The organism is Shewanella sp. VB17, from assembly GCF_013248905.1.
Taxonomy (GTDB): Bacteria; Pseudomonadota; Gammaproteobacteria; order Enterobacterales; family Shewanellaceae; genus Shewanella.
Genome location: NZ_JABRVS010000001.1, coordinates 456742 through 475281 on the forward strand (window position 1 = coordinate 456742; position 18540 = coordinate 475281).

17 protein-coding genes are annotated in these 18540 nt (G+C 40.5%); 5 read left to right on the forward strand and 12 right to left on the reverse strand.

Annotated elements, in window-relative coordinates; all coding sequences use genetic code 11:
• Positions 1–131 precede the first annotated feature (131 nt).
• The 4 genes from HQQ94_RS02030 to HQQ94_RS02045 form a co-directional block, all read right to left on the reverse strand.
• Positions 132–599, reverse strand: coding sequence for a DUF2489 domain-containing protein (locus HQQ94_RS02030; RefSeq protein WP_173292859.1), 468 nt, complete (start codon positions 597–599; stop codon positions 132–134).
• A gap of 169 nt (positions 600–768) precedes the next feature.
• Positions 769–1308: a Der GTPase-activating protein YihI gene (gene yihI / locus HQQ94_RS02035; RefSeq protein ID WP_173292860.1), complete on the reverse strand. Its 540-nt coding sequence runs from the start codon at positions 1306–1308 to the stop codon at positions 769–771.
• A gap of 62 nt (positions 1309–1370) precedes the next feature.
• Complete coding sequence (locus HQQ94_RS02040) at positions 1371–2033, reverse strand: class I SAM-dependent methyltransferase (RefSeq protein ID WP_173292861.1); 663 nt, start codon at positions 2031–2033, stop codon at positions 1371–1373.
• A 712-nt stretch (positions 2034–2745) separates the two neighbouring features.
• Positions 2746–3366: a cytochrome c4 gene (locus tag HQQ94_RS02045; protein ID WP_173292862.1), complete on the reverse strand. Its 621-nt coding sequence runs from the start codon at positions 3364–3366 to the stop codon at positions 2746–2748.
• Positions 3367–3534: 168 nt separating this feature from the next.
• On the opposite strand from HQQ94_RS02045, the gene yihA reads away from it, so the two are divergent.
• Positions 3535–4206: a ribosome biogenesis GTP-binding protein YihA/YsxC gene (gene yihA, locus HQQ94_RS02050; protein WP_173292863.1), complete on the forward strand. Its 672-nt coding sequence runs from the start codon at positions 3535–3537 to the stop codon at positions 4204–4206.
• Between the two features lie 663 nt (positions 4207–4869).
• Here the strand turns inward: yihA and polA are convergent.
• The gene (gene polA / locus HQQ94_RS02055; protein ID WP_173292864.1) at positions 4870–7626 is read right to left on the reverse strand and encodes a DNA polymerase I; all 2757 of its coding nucleotides are present in this window, start codon (positions 7624–7626) and stop codon (positions 4870–4872) included.
• Between the two features lie 397 nt (positions 7627–8023).
• Between polA and elbB the strand changes: the two genes are divergently transcribed.
• Positions 8024–8677, forward strand: a complete 654-nt coding sequence (elbB, locus tag HQQ94_RS02060; RefSeq protein ID WP_173292865.1) for an isoprenoid biosynthesis glyoxalase ElbB — start codon at positions 8024–8026, stop codon at positions 8675–8677.
• Positions 8678–8745: 68 nt separating this feature from the next.
• On the opposite strand, the gene glpG is transcribed toward elbB, so the two are convergent.
• From glpG to HQQ94_RS02085, 5 genes are all read right to left on the reverse strand, one after another.
• A complete protein-coding gene (gene glpG, locus HQQ94_RS02065) occupies positions 8746–9588 on the reverse strand; it encodes a rhomboid family intramembrane serine protease GlpG (RefSeq protein WP_173292866.1) in 843 nt (280 codons plus the stop codon).
• A 129-nt stretch (positions 9589–9717) separates the two neighbouring features.
• The gene (gene glpE, locus HQQ94_RS02070; RefSeq protein ID WP_173292867.1) at positions 9718–10026 is read right to left on the reverse strand and encodes a thiosulfate sulfurtransferase GlpE; all 309 of its coding nucleotides are present in this window, start codon (positions 10024–10026) and stop codon (positions 9718–9720) included.
• A gap of 77 nt (positions 10027–10103) precedes the next feature.
• The gene (gene tdh / locus HQQ94_RS02075) at positions 10104–11129 is read right to left on the reverse strand and encodes an L-threonine 3-dehydrogenase (protein ID WP_173292868.1); all 1026 of its coding nucleotides are present in this window, start codon (positions 11127–11129) and stop codon (positions 10104–10106) included.
• Between the two features lie 10 nt (positions 11130–11139).
• Positions 11140–12333 carry a glycine C-acetyltransferase gene (locus tag HQQ94_RS02080; RefSeq protein ID WP_173292869.1) on the reverse strand — a complete coding sequence of 398 codons (1194 nt, stop codon included), beginning with the start codon at positions 12331–12333 and terminating at the stop codon, positions 11140–11142.
• Between the two features lie 247 nt (positions 12334–12580).
• Positions 12581–13228 (reverse strand): TetR/AcrR family transcriptional regulator, encoded by a 648-nt coding sequence (locus HQQ94_RS02085; protein ID WP_173292870.1) that lies wholly within the window; start codon positions 13226–13228, stop codon positions 12581–12583.
• Between the two features lie 248 nt (positions 13229–13476).
• Here HQQ94_RS02085 and waaA point away from each other — a divergent pair, with 248 nt between their 5' ends.
• Positions 13477–14745: a lipid IV(A) 3-deoxy-D-manno-octulosonic acid transferase gene (gene waaA / locus HQQ94_RS02090; protein WP_173292871.1), complete on the forward strand. Its 1269-nt coding sequence runs from the start codon at positions 13477–13479 to the stop codon at positions 14743–14745.
• Between the two features lie 74 nt (positions 14746–14819).
• A complete protein-coding gene (locus HQQ94_RS02095) occupies positions 14820–15221 on the forward strand; it encodes a GFA family protein (protein WP_173292872.1) in 402 nt (133 codons plus the stop codon).
• Positions 15222–15423: 202 nt separating this feature from the next.
• On the opposite strand, the gene HQQ94_RS02100 is transcribed toward HQQ94_RS02095, so the two are convergent.
• On the reverse strand, positions 15424–16056 hold the full coding sequence (locus HQQ94_RS02100) for a DUF4360 domain-containing protein (RefSeq protein ID WP_173292873.1): 633 nt from the start codon (positions 16054–16056) through the stop codon (positions 15424–15426).
• 359 nt (positions 16057–16415) lie between these two features.
• Here HQQ94_RS02100 and HQQ94_RS02105 point away from each other — a divergent pair, with 359 nt between their 5' ends.
• Complete coding sequence (locus tag HQQ94_RS02105) at positions 16416–17618, forward strand: sodium:proton antiporter (RefSeq protein WP_173292874.1); 1203 nt, start codon at positions 16416–16418, stop codon at positions 17616–17618.
• 19 nt (positions 17619–17637) lie between these two features.
• Here HQQ94_RS02105 and HQQ94_RS02110 read toward each other — a convergent pair whose 3' ends face one another.
• A complete protein-coding gene (locus HQQ94_RS02110) occupies positions 17638–18363 on the reverse strand; it encodes a 3-deoxy-D-manno-octulosonic acid kinase (RefSeq protein WP_173292875.1) in 726 nt (241 codons plus the stop codon).
• Positions 18364–18540 lie beyond the last annotated feature (177 nt).

Here is an 18540-nt window from a genome sequence, read left to right on the forward strand (position 1 = left end):
GTGGATGTTGTGCTTCAAGGCCTGCACTCCGAGCGAGTTATTTAGCAAGGTATAAAGTATGCATCTTCATTGATGAGATGATTATGATCTAGGTTATAAAAATGTGCCTTTTAGCATTTTTTTAAGTGAGATCAATGTAAGGGAGGAGGGGTGAATGAGGTGAGCAGTTTAGCTTCGTGTAGAATATCTGTTTTTAGTTCAGCTTCTGAACACATACGCGCATAGTCCAGTTTCATGCGAGCTTTTTTTTCAAGTTGCTTTCTTTTTGCCATGATAGGGTGAGATTCGATGACAGCGAAGTGTTTAAAAATAGCGGGATAATCGTGAGCGACTTGCTCAGACATTGAGATAATGCCGAATAGTTTAGCGATTCTCATCACACCTTCAGATAACTCACACCTATCATCTAGCATTGCGGCGGCAATATATCGGATACTGTCTAAATGTTCATCTAGTTTAGCTTGCTGTGCAATGTCAAGTTCAGCTTGTTTTGTTACCTTGTCCGCGGTTTGCTTGCGTAGCTTTAAGATGAGTATGCTTGCATAGCAGGTGAGAAAGATTACTAGGATACCGCTTAATGTAAGTAGCACTATTGTCATTGTATGTCCTGAAATATAGCTTAATGTCATAATACTTGTTTCAACGTCCTGAGTAGGATAGCTGAAGCTGGATTCAAGTCACAAGCCGTTATTGGAGAAGGGTTATTTTTTGGCGTTATTTATAAAAATGGCATCAATATCGATGCCATTTAGTCGAGTTGTTCAAACATTACTCTTTGTTTTGAAAATCTTTAAGGAGATCAGCACCTGATTCAAATTTATTGAGCAGGTCATCATCGCTATTCTCAGTGACAGATTTCATGACATGTTCAAGATCGTCAGCTTCAGTAATGCCCAATTTGTCCATCAGTGTTTCGATTTGAGTGATCTGCTTTTCAAGCCACTTTTGATCATCTTGAGGTAATTCTTTACCTTCTTCAAGCATATCGAGTAGCTGATTTAATCTGGGATCATCTTCTAACTTTAGGAGTTTCTGCTCATCGTTGAGTTTAGGTCCTTTCTCTTTTTTAGGTGTGATAACCTGAGTCGGGAGCACCAATTTGACTGGTGTTTTACTGCCGTGTCGTGGATCTTTCTTCTTTGCGCCAGCGCCTTGTGGTTGTGCGACAATATTCTCATTGTGGCGACTTCCAGCCTGGTTGCCAGAATCTTTCTTTTTACCTGCTAAAACACGTTCTTTCTTCTTGGTTCTTGGGGCTAACTTAGGTGCATTTTCATTAGCTTTACGGGATTTTTTAGAGTGTGCCATGGGTTTTCTCAATAACTGGTAATACAAATTAGGTATAGAAGCGTTGATAACATATCAATAAGCTAGCTTTGGCTGCGTTTTATATCAGATCCTGATGGTTTTTGCACCAAAATGAGATCGTTTGGTGCGAATGATAGCTTAAAACCAGTCTGTTCGGCTAGGAACTCGAAGGTTGAGTGTTGATAAAAGCTGACATGAGTGGGATTATTTTTATGATGCCATCGATCGAAGGAGCTAAGATCGGTGAGTAATTTAGTGTTAATGGCAAGCCAGCCCCCAGGTTTAAGCATACTGCTCAAGAGTGCCCATTCTTTGAAGGGCGATCTAAAATGTTCAAAAACTTGATAACAACCAATATAGTCATAGTGTCGCTTTAACAACTCATGATCGGGAGCGAAAAAGGGGTCATATTGGACCATACTATGTTGCTGTGAGTTAATCTTCGACAGTGAACTTGTTTGTAATACTCTGCCAAAATTAAGCCCAGATAGAGGAGAGGTTGTTCCTTGTTGGCACTGCGCACTTAAATTGAACATAAATTGAGAGAGTGCGGATTGTTTTTTTTGGCAGCTTTGTTGATATCTCAGCTTCTCTACTTGGGGAGGAAGGTGAGCGCTCGCGTCGGAAAAGACTAAATTACAATGATTACAGGTGTACACGTCGCGTTTTTTATTGCGATGAAATAGCCATGTTTGAGTATTGTGGCAAAGGGGGCATCTGCGCATTTTCAACATTGACCAACTATCAATAAGGGTATGGTCAAAATATCATAAAAAAAGGCGACAGTATTACTGTCGCCTTCAAAAGGTGTAAAATACACCAATTCTTGTTTCAAGTATCCATACTTCTATGTGACTTTCCCGGTCTATATCCATCTATTTCAGCTGCTTTCCTTGCATAGTCTTTTAGTTATTGGTCATCTAGACACTTTATTAATATCCTAAATCATCCTGACTATAGCTTTCGTAGAGGGTCTTCATGACGCATCTTCATCCTAATTGTCATCTATGACATTCATTAAACCATCCATGTTAGTTTTTTTGTTGGTTTAGTGATTACAACTTAAAAACAGCAAGCTGCAAAGTCATTGTCACTGAACCTGTAAGGTAGTGCTACTAGAGCGGTTTGGTTCCTTACTAAATCTTGCTGACCTGGGTTTCATTTGAAATCACGACTCTTATTATTTTTATTTGAGTGGTCTTAATTATATTATTATTATTAAATATTTTTATTATTGTATCTTAAATGTAACGTAGTCGAGAACTGTAAATTATTATTAATATTGTTATATAAACAGATGGGTTCATCTCGGTACGGGCCCAATTAAACCTAAATCTGTTAACGGTGTCAAGCATGTTTTTTGGGTGAAGTTTACGTAAAGGTAAGGTGGAGGGTAAAAAAAAGGTGGCAAAACCACCTTTTTTAGATGACTAAAACTTACTTAAGGCTTGATATATATTTAGATAATGCTTCTATATCTTCAGCAGCCAATTTACTCGCTACATCTTGCATCATACCGTTTAAATCATTGTTACGACTTGTATCATGAAATTTATTTAACTGGATCTTTATATAGTTTGCATGTTGACCGCCGATAGTCGGAAAACCTGCTAATTCAGAACCTGCACCTTCGGGTCCATGACAAGCAATACAGGCAGTGATGCCACGAGCGACATCACCGCTCTTGTATAGTTGTTCTCCTAATTTTGGAATATCGGTTACTTCGACTTGAGTTTGAGCCTGTGAAGCGTAAAATGCCGCGACATCTTTAACATCTTGTTCGCTAAGCATCATAGCCATTCCACCCATGATGGGATCGTTACGGCCTTCTTTACCACCTGTTTGAGCTGCACTTTTAAAATCGTGTAACTGCTTTTCAAGATAAGTGGCGTGTTGTCCTGCAAGTTTAGGGTACATATCTATCATGCTGTTACCATCAACACCGTGACAGGCTGAACAAACTATGGCTTTAGTTTTTCCGGTTTCAGCATTACCTTCAGCCATAGTAGGTGAAGAAATAAAGGCTAAAACAGATAGCGTAAGAGCTAACTTTTTCATGGCGTTCCAACTTATTGTTAAAATTTTTGTCCTGAGCTTACTAGCATAGCTCGCAAGCGTGATAAAATGTACTTAATGTGATCGAAGTAATATTTTACACGAAATTGTAAAAATGTAAGCAACTCTTCGGTATTTAACGTGCAAAAAATTATATTTTTGGAGTCGGTAGTGACTGAATCTCGTATGGATTTTCGTAAAGCAAAGTTTTTAATTAGTGCTCCTGATATTGCACACCTTAACCAGTATTTACCCGGGGATGCAGGGGTTGAAATCGCGTTTGCAGGTCGCTCAAATGCGGGTAAATCGAGTGCTTTAAACATGTTAACAGACCAAAAAGGATTGGCTCGAACCAGTAAAACACCGGGAAGAACACAATTAATTAATGTGTTTGAGTTAGATGAGCATCGTCGATTGGTGGATCTACCTGGTTATGGTTTTGCTCAAGTACCTTTGGCATTAAAGAAAAAATGGCAACATGCATTAGGTGAGTATTTACAGGAGCGTCAATGTTTGGCTGGTGTCGTAGTATTGATGGATATTAGGCACCCGCTTAAAGATCTCGACATGCAGATGATAGAATGGGCCGTTGAAAGTGAAATTCCTGTCCTTGCTCTGCTAACTAAAGCAGATAAGATGAAGCAAAGTGAGCGAATGAAAATGATTAACGAGGTGAGAAAGCACCTAGGTGATTATGATGCTCGAGTTAAAGTTGAGGCTTTCTCATCGCTAAAAGGGTTAGGTAAACCTAAGGTTCTAAGTATTTTGAATGAATGGTGCCAACCGCAGTGGTTATTGGATGCGATTGTGGCAGCCGAAGAAGAGCAAGGTGAGAGTGAATAAACGTTAGAATTAAGTAGAGAAAGCCCTCGTTTCATAAAAATGAAATTGGGGCTTTTTTTTGCCTGACAGATCCAAGTCTTAAAAGTCCAAGTAAGAAAAAATGTAGTGAAAAAGGGTAACAGACTTAACTCATGGGGCGTAATTTGAGTCTTTTCGGTAAAAAAATAGCCGATGGGAAGACCATCGGCTCAATCAGCTTTATTGGGGAAAGCTAAATTTAACAAGACTTAATTTGTACCAAGCTAAGTTACTTGACACTCAATATTCATAACATACAGTGAAAGGAGCTCAATTTAAAGTAAAGACTCTAAAATAAAGCCTAGATGAAAAAAAGCCCCAGTAAACAATGTTACTGAGGCGCCATTATTTGGCTATTCACTATCATGAGTGAATGAAAAAGGTCTGAAAAATAGAACATCTTAACCTCTGTACCCTACGCAGAGAACAATACCCTATTGACCATAATATAGAAAACTGTTTTTCCATAAAGCTGTAATAATGTGACATAGATCTAGTCTTTTAAGGTTTTTTTGTTCATTAAAATGCTATTTTACTGTTTTTATCAATTTATTTTGTATAAATAATATATTTTGATCTTATTATTACATTTGTACTCAAGCTAACTTTCGACATGCAGCATGTGTATAAGCCCGTTATAGGATATTAATGAGCTTGCTCCCAGTTGTCTCCTATGCCAGCTTCTGCCAAGAGTTCAACATCCAAGCTGACTGCATCAGCCATCATTTGGCACACTTTCAGCTGCAATGCTTCAGCTTTATCACTGTCGACCTCAAATACTAATTCATCATGCACTTGCATGATCATGATGATTTCACCTTGGGTCTCAGATTCAATCCATTTGTCGATATTAATCATCGCTTTCTTGATGATATCTGCTGCAGTTCCCTGCATGGGGGCGTTGATGGCGGCGCGTTCAGCGGCTTGTCGTCGCATCGCGTTTCTATCTTTTATGGCGGGGAGATAGAGCCTGCGGCCGTAGAGAGTAGAGACGTAGCCAAGCTCTGCAGCTTCAGCTCGGGTGTCTTCCATATATTTGAGTACACCAGGGTAACGTGCAAAGTAGGTATCTATATATTTTTGTGCTTCAACGCGTGGAATATCGAGTTGACGTGCCAAGCCAAACGCAGACATACCATAAATTAAACCGAAATTGACGGCCTTAGCTCGACGTCTTTGCTCTGTTGTGACTTCGCTGAAATCGACATCGAATACTTCGGCAGCCGTCGCTTTATGGATATCTTTACCTTCAGCGAAAGCGGTTAATAGCCCGCTATCTTGTGATAGGTGTGCCATGATCCTTAATTCAATTTGAGAGTAATCAGCGGCGAGTATTTTTTTGCCCTCTTGGGCGATGAAAGCGTGACGAATACGCCGTCCTTCTTCGGTACGAATTGGGATGTTTTGTAGGTTAGGCTCACTAGAAGATAAACGACCGGTTGCGGCATTAGCTTGATGATAACTGGTATGCACCCGACCCGTTTTAGCATTGACCATGAGTGGTAGCTTGTCGGTGTATGTGCTTTTGAGTTTAGCTAAACTTCGATGCTGTAAGATTATCTTAGGTAGAGGATAATCCAGTGCGAGTTCGACGAGTACTTCTTCGGCAGTGGAGGGGGCTCCTTTAGGGGTTTTTTTAATAATGGGATAACCTAATTTTTCAAAAAAGAGTACTTGTAGTTGCTTTGGTGAGCTTAAGTTAAAAATCTCTCCTGCGATCTCAAACGCATCTTGTTCAAGTTTGTCAATGGATATGGCTATCTCTTCACTTTGTTGAGCTAGCATCATGCTATCAATCAGTACGCCTTGGCGTTCCACTTTTGAGAGTATTTGAATGAGAGGTAGCTCGATGTCTGAAAAAACAGCGGCTAAGCTCGGGTCTTTTTGTAATCTAGGCCAAAGGTGTTGATGTAATCTTAAGGTAATATCAGCGTCTTCAGCGGCATAGGGTGCAGCCGTTTCCAATGGGATCTGGTTGAAGGTTATTTGTTTTACTCCCTTACCAGCGATATCCTCGAAAGCAATATTTTTATGGCCTAAGTACTTCAGTGCTAAATCGTCCATGTTGTGTTTGGAGGCGACTGAGTTAAAGACATAGGATTCGAGCATAGTGTCAAAGGCAACGCCTTGTAACTTGATACCTACATTGGCAAAAATACTGATGTCATACTTCAGGTTTTGCCCGACTTTCTTTAGCTTTGGATTTTCAAGGAGGGGTTTAAGCTTGCTGATTGCTTCAGTGAAATCGAGTTGTTCAGGTGCATCAAGATAGTCGTGGGCTAATGGTAGGTAAGCCGCCTTACCGGGTTCAGTAGCAAATGATATACCGACTAAGTTTGCCACCATGTAATTGAGGCTAGTGGTTTCAGTGTCTATGGCTATCAGTTCAGCTTCAGATAGAATATTTATCCATTTGTCTAATGCTTCATGGGTCAAAATTGTTTCATATTCAGTGACGATGTCTGGTGTTGAAACTGACTCATCAGCTAGACCGTCAGAATCTGTTGTAGTCGCACCTTTGTTATCTAACACGTCAGCTAACCAACGTTTAAACTCCATCTCTGCATAATATTTGATGAGCTCATCTTTATTAGCAGGTGTGACGTCAAGTTTTCTCCAATCTTGTTCCATTTCAACATCAAGTTTGATCGTAGCAAGTTCATATGAGAGTTTCAGCATATCTCCATGTTCAGCGAGTTTAGCCGGCATGGTTTTCGAGCCTCTGAATCCTAGGGCTGGAATGTTATCGGGGTTGGCAAGAATGTGTTTGACGCTTCCGGCACCAGTTAGCATGGCAACCGCTGTTTTTTCACCGACACCCGGTAAACCGGGAATGTTATCTGCCTTATCACCTTGGAGTGCCAGCAGGTCAATAATCAATTCAGGTCCGACACCGAACTTTTCTGAGACTTCTTCTGGGCCCATGACTGTATTGGTCATGGTGTTAATTAATGTGACATTAGCGTCGACTAGCTGAGCCATGTCTTTATCGCCTGTACTGATTAATACTGCTCGTCCTGCTTGACTTGCTTGTGTCGCAATCGTCCCTATGACATCATCCGCTTCGACGCCCGAAATACAAATAAGAGGCAGGCCTAAAGCGCGTATAATATTATGTAATGGCTCTATTTGTGTCCGTAAATCATCAGGCATTGGCGGACGTTGTGCCTTGTATTCTTGGTACATATCATTACGGAAGGTTTTACCTTTTGCATCGAAAACCACCGCCATCTGGCTTGGTTTATATTGATTAAGTAAACTACGAAGCATGTTAATCACACCATATACTGCACCAGTGGCTTCGCCTTTCGAGTTTGTTAGGTGGGGAGGAGCGTAATAGGCTCGATAGAGGTATGAGGAACCATCCACAAGAATTAAGGGGTTTTCGGCAATTTTCGGCATAATGAGTATTCGACTTTGGCTTCGAGAGCGGTTTGGATAGTGGTGCTAGCATGCCATATAAGGTGGTTTTCGGCTATGGGTTTTTATGTAATAGCTTGTGGATAACTCTGTGAGTTAAAAAAATTTATGCAGGAGAGTGCAATGTATAAAAAATAATTGGACTAATGCTAAGTCATTGATTTAATTTTTTTTAAATTAATTTTGTGAGCTAAGTTTTAATTTCTTAATTTTATTTAATTTTGTGGACTTTATTATTTTTGACCTGACAAGAGTCTTTTCTTGTCTAAATAAACAACGCTTGATAGAGTCGATATACTAATCTAGCATGAAAAACAAACAGATCAAGCAATTTGTTGTTATTTTGTTAAAATAAAATCGCATATGGAGAAACTTCTTAATGAAAAAAATGGCAGTGTTGTTGAGTGGAGCAGGTGTTTACGATGGTAGCGAAATCCACGAATCTGTATTAGCGATGTTAGCTCTGTCTAAGTTAGGGGCACAATATCAGTGTTTTGCTCCAAACATTAACCAAATGCACGTGGTTAACCATCTGAGTGGTGAAGTCGCAGAAAATGAAAATCGTAATGTTTTAGTCGAGTCTGCGCGGATTGCTCGAGGAGAGATAAAAGTGACAGATGAGCTCGATATTTCTCTTTTTGATGGGCTTATTATTCCTGGTGGATTTGGTGCAGCAAAAAACCTGTGCAATTTTGCCACTAAAGGGAGTGATTGTGAGGTGTCACCTGAAGTGAGTAAGTTTATCACTCAATTTGTCGAGACGAAAAAGCCCATTGGCTTTATTTGTATTGCTCCAATCATGATCCCTAGACTGTATGACAAAGGTGCAAGTGGCACGATAGGGGCAGATGTTGAGACAGTCAAAGCATTTAACGCCATGGGCGGCCAACATCAAGAAGCTAATGCACAAGAGATTGTTGTTGATGAAGAGAGAAAATTGGTCAGCACGCCTGCCTATATGTTAGCTGGAAGTATTGCTGAGGCCAATATTGGTATTGAAAAATTAGTTAAAAAAGTGCTTGAAATGGCCTAACAGAAAAACTGATTTACGTCTGAACTAAGCCATGAGGGTTACCCCTCTTGGCTTTATAGCAATTTAAGCTACTCTTGTTCTCGCGTTTTACTGTCAATGAATCCTTGAGCAAGCCCGATAACTAATCCTCCTAGATGCGCACCATTGGCAATTGAAAGACCGAACATATCTGTAAAGCCAAAGACTAGCCATAATAGCATAAAGGCCATGTAAGCCGGTGGTAAGCCTAAGCCTAGTTCTGGGCGTCTAACTCCCATTACCCAAGTGTAAGCGACGACAGCGTACACTACGCCAGAAAGACCTCCAAAATTAGGTCCACCGATGTAATATTGCAATAGGTTTGGCAAAGTTCCAGCTACAATCAGTAAAATCAGTAAGGGAGTAATGCCCAATTTATTCTCTATTTTACCTCCTAAGTACCACCACCAGAGTAAATTAAAGATAATATGCAGCGCGGAAAAATGGAGCAAAGTGGGGGTGAAAATACGCCATATTTGAGTGATGCTTGAGTTAGGTACTGCATTAAAGAAGGAGAGGGCACTATAAATAGGATCGGCAAAACCTACGCTAAAGCCTGCAAATATTAAGACACAGGCAAAGAAGATCGCGAGAGTCAGCGGACCTGCACCTGAAAGAAATTGGGTCAAGAGCTGTAAAGATGGCGTGCCGTAATCTATGTCTGCTGTAGTATCACCATTGTCCCATGAGGCTTGTAAATATTTACTATCATGAGGATTTTGTATAAATTTTTCGAATTCCATAGCGGCTTTGATACTGTCTTGATCTCGGATGACAACCAGGCTGATCCCTTGTGCTGTAGGCACTAGTTTGGATTCGATGTTTTGGCCTTTGAGATAATCAGCCAAGGCTTGCGCTGCTCTTTTATTAGGCAGCTGACCTATCTCAATCATAAGGTATCCTTATATCTAGGGGGGGAGGTATGAGCTAGATTAGCATAGATAAAAACAAATATATTATTTTAATACAAGGGTTAAGCCTACCCCCTTGTATAAATTAATGACGAATAAATCGCTTATGTTTTAAGCCTCTGATTCACGCCAAGCCTGATAGCCGCCGTCTAAGCTATAGACATTATCAAACCCTTGTTCGACCAAATATTGTGCTGCGCCTTGGCTGCTAATACCATGGTAGCAGACAACAACGACGGGTTTGTCCATATCGGCATCGGCAATAAAACTGGCAAGATTATCGTTATTTAGATTGACCGAGCCGTTGATATGTGCAGATTCGAAGCTTGCAGCATCACGGATATCTGCGATTTGGAGATCAGGATCAGTGGCTGACAATTGAATTAGCTGATTAACGCTAAAGTGTTGGAAATTAGACATAATCTTATTCTGCTTAAATGTTTGAGTGAAAAATATAGCAAGCACCTAGCGGTGTAGGCCTTGCTATAATACATCGATTAATCCCAGCTAAGGATAACCTTACCTGATTGACCTGAGCGCATAGCATCAAAGCCTTGCTGGAAATCATCAATTCGATAATGATGAGTAATGATCGGTGAGATATCGAGCCCTGACTGAATAAGGCTGGCCATCTTATACCAGGTTTCAAACATCTCTCGACCGTAAATCCCTTTAATGATAAGACCCTTGAAAATAACTTTACTCCAATCGATGGCCATTTCACCACCGGGAATACCTAACATAGCTATTTTTCCACCATGGTTCATGCTATCTAACATAGAGTGGAATGCAGTAGGTACTCCTGACATTTCGAGACCGACATCGAAGCCTTCTGTCATGCCTAATTCAGTCATGACATCGTTAAGGTTTTCTTTCGCGACATTGACTGCACGTGTTGCGCCCATCTTTTGAGCCAGTTTAAGACGATATTCATTGACGTCAGTAATGACAACATGGCGAGCACCCACGTGACGACATACCGCTGCTGCCATAATACCAATAGGTCCTGCACCTGTTATTAAGACATCTTCACCGACAAGGTCGAAGGAAAGTGCTGTATGTACTGCGTTACCAAATGGATCGAAGATAGCAGCGAGATCGTCAGAAATATCATCTGGGATCTTAAAGGCATTAAATGCTGGGATCACTAAATATTCAGCAAAAGCACCATCACGATTAACCCCCACTCCAGAAGTATTACGACATAGATGAGTGCGGCCAGCTCGGCAGTTACGGCAGTGGCCACACGTGATGTGACCTTCGCCAGAGACTCTATCACCGATTGAAAAACCACGGACTTCCTGACCTATATCGATGACTTCACCGACATATTCATGTCCTACAATCATAGGGGCTGGAATGGTATCTTGTGCCCATTCGTCCCAGTTGTAGATATGTACATCGGTACCACAGATAGCCGTTTTATGGATTTTAATCAGTAGATCGTTATGGCCCATCTCCGGCTTTGGAGCATCGACCATCCAGATCCCTGCTTCTGGTTTAAGTTTACTAAGTGCTTTCATCGTAGAATTCCTAAATGATACTCATCTCTTTTGCGATTCGCGTAAATGCCTCGATAGCTTTATCTAGCTGATCTTTAGTATGAGCGGCTGACATTTGAGTTCTAATCCGTGCTTGCCCTTTAGGCACGACAGGGAATGAGAAGCCAACAACATAGATGTTTTCTTCAAGTAAGCGGCTAGCGAAGTCTCCTGCAAGTTTAGCATCGCCTATCATTACAGGGATAATAGCGTGGTTTGCACCACCTAATGTAAAACCTGCTGCTGTCATATTTTCCCGGAAATAACGGCTGTTTTCCCATACCGCTTCACGCAGAGCATGGCCTGATTTGAGCATTTCAAGCACATGAATGGATGCGGTTACTATAGACGGCGCTAAAGAGTTAGAAAATAAATATGGCCGTGAGCGTTGACGTAACCAGTCGACCACTTCTTTTTTGGCTGAAGTAAATCCACCTGATGCACCACCAAGTGCTTTCCCTAAGGTACCTGTGATGATATCGACACGTTCCATTACCTGACAATGTTCGTGTGTACCACGGCCGTTGTCACCCACAAAACCCACAGCGTGAGAATCATCGACCATGACGAGGGCGCCATACTGTTCGGCAAGATCACAAACGCCATTGAGATTGGCAATCACCCCGTCCATTGAAAATACACCGTCGGTAGCGATCATAATATTACGCGCCCCGGCTTCTTTGGCTGCTTTTAGTTGAGTTTCAAGTTCTGCCATGTCGTTATTGGCATAGCGAAAACGCTTAGCCTTACATAAACGCACACCATCAATAATAGACGCGTGATTAAGTGAATCAGAAATGATGGCATCTTCAGCTCCTAATAAGGTTTCAAAAAGTCCAGCATTAGCGTCGAAGCAAGAAGAGTAAAGAATCGTGTCCTCCATGCCTAAAAATTCGCTAAGACCAGCTTCGAGCTGCTTGTGAATATTTTGAGTACCACAAATAAAGCGAACTGAAGCCATGCCAAAACCATGATTGTTAAGCCCTGCTTGGGCAGCCTTAATGAGTTCAGGGTGATTGGCTAATCCTAGGTAGTTATTAGCACAGAAGTTGATAACTTCAGTGTCATTTACTTGGATTTTTGTTTGCTGAGGAGAGACGATAATACGCTCACTCTTGTATAAGCCTTCGGCTTTAACTTGGGTCAGTTGTTGATTAATTTGGTCGTAGAATGAGGTTTTTGCCACCAAAATTCTCCTTAAAATAGCATGAGTTTATTGATTATAGTGACGGCATTTTAACCTTAAATTGACCTGCTCTCACAGCTTTTTTACTGTAGTGAGATAGATTTTTTACTGTAGTGAGATAGATTTTTTAATTTAGGAGGTGGTATCAGTTAGCATTAAAAAAACTAATCATGATTAAATGAATCTGTCTAATGGAAAAATTAATTTTTAGGCATTGATTTTAGAGGTATTATACAAAATACTCATATTATTCTATGAGTGCGATTGCTCGCGCCCGGTAGTGTTGCTCCAGCCTCACAAATGTACTGTGTGAACGGGCTGTTGAATAGGCTTTAGATAGCATTAATATTCTAAGCAGCCCTTCATATAGAGATGATTTAGTGATTTCCATATTGCTTGAATGGGTTTGCTTATAACCTATCCAGAAGCAGATAATCATGCGTATTGTCTCTGCAAGAGGGGGGATGTCCTTCTCATCTATCGAGAGAAATTCATCTTGTTTGAGTTTAGACAATATATGGCAGCATCGCTTGAGTACTTGTTCTTGGGTGATGAGATACAGAGATTTAAGCTGGCTATCACGGTTTAGAATATCCGTTAGATTAGCGTACATAAAACGGAACTCCCACATGGCGTAAAACATGGCATCGAAGTAACTGATAAGCAAATCTATCGTCGCTGGCTCATTTTGATAAAGCTGGAAGCTTGTTTCCAAGTGATGTTGATACAAGCTAAAAATAGAACGAATAATGTCTTCTTTATTGCGAAAATGATAATAAAGATTACCAGGACTGATCCCTAAATGTGCGGCAACATGGTTAGTCGTGATATTTCGCTCACCTTGTTCATTAAACAGGGCGAGGCTGGCATAAATGATTTTATCGCGGGTTTTCATTTTGGTCCTAATTGCAGCTTCGTTAAGTGTTGTTCACTGTTGTGGTAGACTTATGTTGCTGAGTCAACTTTGTCAAACTGACATAATCTATCAGGCGATATTGATTTTAGCTAATTGAAAAATGAATGGGATCAAAGGCGCCTTAGTCTAGCTTTTATCAAAGTCATCAGTAAGTCAAATTATCTCAATGACAAGGCTTATGGTAGCATGAGTGTTTTTCCCTTTACCTTAAATTAGTATTAAATCGAATGAACCGTTTTTTATATTCAGTATTACTGTATTTACTGTTACCTGTATTGATTTTATATCTGGCATTTAGGGCTGCCAAAAGTCCAGGTTATCGGGCTCGATGGGGTGAGCGATTTGGGTTAACTAAGCTTAAGCCGAGTGAGATATTGATCCACTGCGTTTCTATGGGTGAGACCTTAGCGGCGATCCCTTTAATTAAACATATATTACAAGCCTATCCAAGCGTGTCGATAACGGTCACCACGACTAGTCCAACGGGTTCAGCAGAGGTCATTAAAGCCTTTGGTGATAGTGTGCAACATTGCTATTTACCATTTGATTTACCTATTTGTGTTAATCGTTTTATTAAACAGCTTGCTCCTAAGTGCTGTATTATTATGGAAACAGAGCTCTGGCCTAACTTTGTTCATCAAGCCACCAAGTCTGGTGTAAAGTTGATGTTAGCGAATGCAAGATTATCATCGCAGTCAGCATTGCAATATCAAAAGCGTATTAATCTAAGTCGACCTATGTTACAGAGCTTAGATATGATTGCTGCTCAGTCAGATCAAGCGGCAGAGCGTTTTATGGACTTAGGGGTTAGCCCGGACAGGATTGAAGTATGTGGCAGTGTAAAATTTGATCTCACTATTCCTGCGGGGCAAATGGCTCAAGCAAAACAATTACGTCAGCAGTGGCGGGATAAGAGCGTGCCAGTGTGGATTGCCGGTAGTGTTCATCTTGGTGAATTTGAGGCGATATTGTTGGCGCATAAGCGTCTATTAATTAGTAAGCCAGATGCCTTGTTAGTCATAGTTCCACGTCATCCTGAGCAATTTAACCTCGCTGCTGAGAAAATTATTGCATCAGGTTTGAGTCTGGCGCGCCGTAGTCAGCAAGATGAAGTGAATGCAAGCATCCAAGTGTTGCTTGGCGACACCATGGGGGAATTGTTGACTTTTTACGGTGCAGCCGATCAAGCTTTTGTTGGTGGTACCTTAATCGATAATGGTGGTCACAATCCACTAGAGCCTGCGGCATTTGGTGTACCGGTATATGTTGGCCCAAAGCATTGGGATTTTGCTGAGATAACGGGATTGCTTAATGAAGCGGGTGCCTTGACTATGATCTCATCTGCCGAAGAGTTAGCCGATGAGTTAATGGCTAAGTTTAATGATCCTTTAGCTTATCAAGCTGCAAGCCAGTCATGCTTACGAGTTGTTGATGCAAATAAAGGGGCGCTTAAGCAACAGTTTGAGCTTGCTTGTCAATTGATTGATGCAGTGTAGGGATGTGTTGGTTACCTTGGAATATGCTTTCACTACTTGACGGCATATGTTAGCTAATAATATTAAGGAAAGTTATGGTCACAGGGGAGTGTAATTGTGGAGAGGTGGCTTTCGAAATCGCTTCTAGTATTACAGATGTATTTATCTGCCATTGCTCTATTTGTCGACTAGCTACCGGTAGTAATGGTATTGCTGTCATCGTGATTAATAACAGTGATTTTCGTTGGATAAAAGGTCGTAAGTTGATTCATACCTGGGATAAACCAGGGCACAATTGGCAAACGAGTTTTTGTCAACATTGTGGCTCACCATTACCTGGTGCTGACGACAGTTCTCGGATGTATGTCCCAGTTGGATTGATTACGCAGGGTGGTGAAAATCTTAAAGTAGCCCATCATATATGGGTTGACTCGAAAGCTATTTGGGATCAAATTAGTGATAGTGGTAAACAACATCAAAAAGCGTTCGTCAAATAATAAGGGAGTGAGTCAACATACGGAATATGATACCAAGGGCATAAGTCTATTAACCTAAATAATAGGTCAGACATTTAATATCGCATCAATTCAAAATGCATATACCAAAAGTAAATTAACTGTTTTTTCAAGTTAGGTGGCACTTTTTTGCTTAAAATACCCAAGTAGATGCTCGGGTATTTTTTATTATGTGATTTTAGACTTACTCGCTACATTCTTTCCACTGTAACTGGTATTGAAATAATGTTTCGACACTAGAGTCGAGACTGTCTAAGATAACCATAGATGCTTCTTCATTAAAGCCTTTATAGGCAACAACGCTTGAATTGGCGCCTATGATGACATCAGCGCCACAGGCTGACCAAACTTGTGTTGATATGAGTAAGTCATCTTCGACAAAGTAATTACCAGAATCCCACTCATCTTCTTTACCCCACTGAGTTGAGTTTACTGGACCTCTTTGTCCCGCAAAAAAATATTCAGTATTTAATGCACCATAACCTCCAGGAGGTACGTCACGGTAACCGCGGAAGTCCATCTTAACTAAAGAGGCACTGTAACCAGTAGGTACATGCATGGTGAATCGCATATCGCAACTAGTACGTTTTCTGCCTCTTCTTTCATCATCCATAGAGTCGGCAATGAATTTATCAAATAAGATACTGATTTTACTTCCGTCAGCAGTCATAGTTGTGGAAAAGGTGTCTGGGGCACAGCCTTCCCCACTTGAAATAAAATCATATAAATAGCTGCCTTCCATGTTGAGAACATAGGCGTTAGCCGTAAATGAAGTTAGTGTGCTTAACGCTAAAATAGGGAGTAATTTTTTAAACATAATATATTCCATTGTTGTGTAAACTAGATAAATTTATGTGAGCAATTTTACTTATCTGAATATGTATTCAAGGAGTAGAAAACCTCGATACGAAATAAAGCACCAGTAAATTAACATTATCGCAACAAGTTGCAAGTGTCTTATTAAAAATAATAAATGATATTTTTTTAAAATTCGTACTGAAATATTTCCGTTTACTTGTTGAAATTATTTACAAAATATGTAAACCAATTCTTTATGACATCTTTACCGTTAATCCTCCCTAAGGTCGGCGCTGGTGAGTATCAAACATGTGGTAACAGCATGAACTTATGAATTAGAATATGGTCTACGTTATTAAATATTTTCAAAGGGTAGAGATGGACGAGCACATTGTGATTTTAATTATCGCCTTGGTGGTATTACTTTATGGGTATATCTCTAAAGCGTTAATTCGATTTAACATCTCAGGCCCTATGATGTTTACTGGTTTTGGTCTATTACTTTCTCCTTTCGGTTTTAATATTACGGAGGTTGAGGTTAATGCTGAGTTTGTTACCATCATTGTTGAAATAGCCTTGGTGCTGGTGTTGTTCGCTGATGCAGCGTTGTTGGATCTGAATCTACTAAAGCAATCTTGGAAAATCCCTGCTCGTTTGCTATTCATAGGTTTGCCTATTACAGTCGTTGTAGGGACGTTTGCCGCCAGTCTTATCTTTCCTGATGAGCCTATGACTTACATGATTTTATTAGCCTTGTTGCTGACGCCAACAGATGCTGCTTTGGGTAAGGCTGTGGTATCGGATCCTAAAGTGCCGCAAAAAATTCGCTCAAGCATCAATGTTGAAAGCGGTTTAAACGATGGTATCGTTTTCCCCATAGTGCTCACTGTGGTTGCCATGATAACCAGCGGATTAACGCATACTCAAGATAATGGTTGGATGGTGTATGTTGTTGAGCAGATAGTTTTTGGCGCGTTGATCGGCGGTGCACTTGGTTATATAGGCACTAAGCTTACGATGAAGGCTATCGAAAAGTGTTGGATGGAGTCGAATTATCAAAGCCTTATTCCTATCGCCTTAGCCATTCTTTCCTTTTATTTAGCCGAATCATGTGCTGGAAATGGCTTCATTGCTGCTTTTTTTGCGGGCCTTTATGCCGGTAATACCTGTGAGAAAGCACGACAACATATTGAAAATTTTGCAGAGGCGGAAGGTGAGTTATTTGTACTGGTCAGTTTTTTCTTATTTGGGTTAGCTTTTGTACCAATCACCTTAGCCCATATCAGTGTTGAAGTTGTTATATATGCATTATTAAGCCTTACAGTGTTGCGAATAATTCCTGTCATGATAAGTCTAATTGGCGCCAAATTGGATTTGGCTACCATGGCGTTTATTGCATGGTTTGGCCCGCGAGGTATTGCTTCAATTTTGTATGTACTGATTGTTGCTCATGAAATAGGAGAGATTAAAGGGTTTGAGACCATTTATGCAGTGGTCACTGTGACTGTGCTAATGAGTATTTTCGCCCACGGAATAACAGCACAGCCATTAGCAAACTGGTATGCTAAAAATCATAAGTAAGCTGATTTAGTCAGCATAACTATTGGACGGAATGATAACCAAGCACTAATTGTTGCCAGTTATTAGAGGTAAATTTGAGTGTGTCAAGTATGCCTTTTTCTTTATTGAAGGAGCGTAACAAGCGGTCTAAATTGGCATTTTGCCATTTAGTTCTAGGTTGGCGGATCTCACCTCTATCGAAGTCGATAAGATAGAATTCTTCATCTGTGATAAGAATATTCTTAGCGTTTAAGTCGGCATGATACACCCCGCGCTGGTGGAATTTGGCAATACAACGGCCGAGTTGTTGCCAGCGTACATTGGTTAGCGCAGTTTTACTCAGTTTTGCGACCATATCTTGGGCACCTTCAACACGCTCTATGATAATATCTGCGCGATAGTGTAGACCATATTTTTCTACGTTCGCTGCAATGGGTTTAGGCACATTAAAACCTTCGTTATAAAGTTGTACTAACAATGTCAGTTCGGCAATGGCTCTGGTTTGATTAAGACCAGTAAAGAAATAACGGTCTTTACTGATTTTTTCTATCAAGCCTCCACGATAGTAATGACGTAATACCCACTGGCTCTCATCTGCTTCATCAAGGTTAGGTTGTATGAACCACGTAATGTGACGTCCTTTCGATGAGCCGGTGATCACTGATTTTTGTTGCCAATACTCCATAGTAAACCAATCGCTGGAGATCGAATCTAGCCTAGGGTGGCAGAAAGCGATTGAGCCTTTTGGTGATTTTTTTATCTGCATGTGCGTGAGCTTTGTCTCTGCTAGAAGCGTTGGCATAAGAATTGGCTTATTGTTGGGTGTGTTTAGGTTAAAAGATAATGGTATTCTACAGTAACTTGTACGTGAACTTATACCTATCTTAATGATAAGTCATTAATGTAAAGGTTGAGCTTTGCCGATGATCTAACGGTTTAAGTT